The organism is Polaromonas sp. P1_E3 (assembly GCF_056405935.1).
In genome coordinates this window covers 1-772 of the sequence record NZ_JBFUBD010000757.1, presented here as the reverse complement: position 1 = coordinate 772, position 772 = coordinate 1, and the positions used below count along the sequence as shown (strand labels likewise).

The 772-nt window shown below is 60.6% G+C and carries 1 protein-coding gene; it reads left to right on the top strand.

The features are described 5' to 3' along the window. The coding region (locus tag AC1D0Z_RS23325) for a PDR/VanB family oxidoreductase (RefSeq protein ID WP_477660497.1) at positions 1 to 681 on the top strand (681 nt) is incomplete at its 5' end. Between the last annotated feature and the right edge of the window lie 91 nt (positions 682 to 772).

The following is a 772-nucleotide window of genomic DNA, read 5'->3' as shown; positions in this document are numbered from 1 at the left end:
GGGCAGTTGCTGTCGGTCAGCGCGCCGCGCAACAATTTTGAATTGGCAAGCCACGCCGCAGAGTCAATTTTTGTGGCGGGCGGTATCGGCATCACGCCGATCCTGTCGATGATGCGGCACCTCAAGCGCGCGAATGCCGCCTTCAAGCTCTACTACTGCACGCGCGATGCGGGCAGCACGGCGTTCATTCACGAACTGCAATCCGGGTTTGCAGGCCAGGTGCAGATTCACCACGACAACGGCGACATTAACCAGGCACTGGACCTGTGGCCGGTGTTTGAAAAACCCGGCGCCGCACACATTTACTGCTGCGGCCCCAAAGGCCTGATGGACAGCGTCGCGGACATGTCGGGACATTGGCCTTCCGGGTCAGTGCATTTTGAAAGCTTTGGCGTCGACGCCACGGTGTACGCCGAAAACACGCCTTTCATCGTGCGCCTTCAAAACAGCGGGAAGACGCTTGAAGTCAGCGCCGAACAGACCATCCTGGAAGCACTGCGCGGCGCTGGCCTGCATGTGGCCAGTTCCTGCGAGAGTGGCACCTGCGGCACCTGCAAGACCCGCCTGCTGGCCGGCGATGCCGAGCACCGCGACATGGTGCTGACCGATGAAGAAAAGGCCGACCACATCATGGTCTGCGTCTCACGGGCAAAATCGCCTGAACTGGTACTGGACTTATGACAAACCGCACACTGAAGATGGGCGTGGTGGGCTTGGGGCGGGCGTTCACGCTCATGCTGCCCACCTTTGTGCATGACAGCCGCGTCACGCT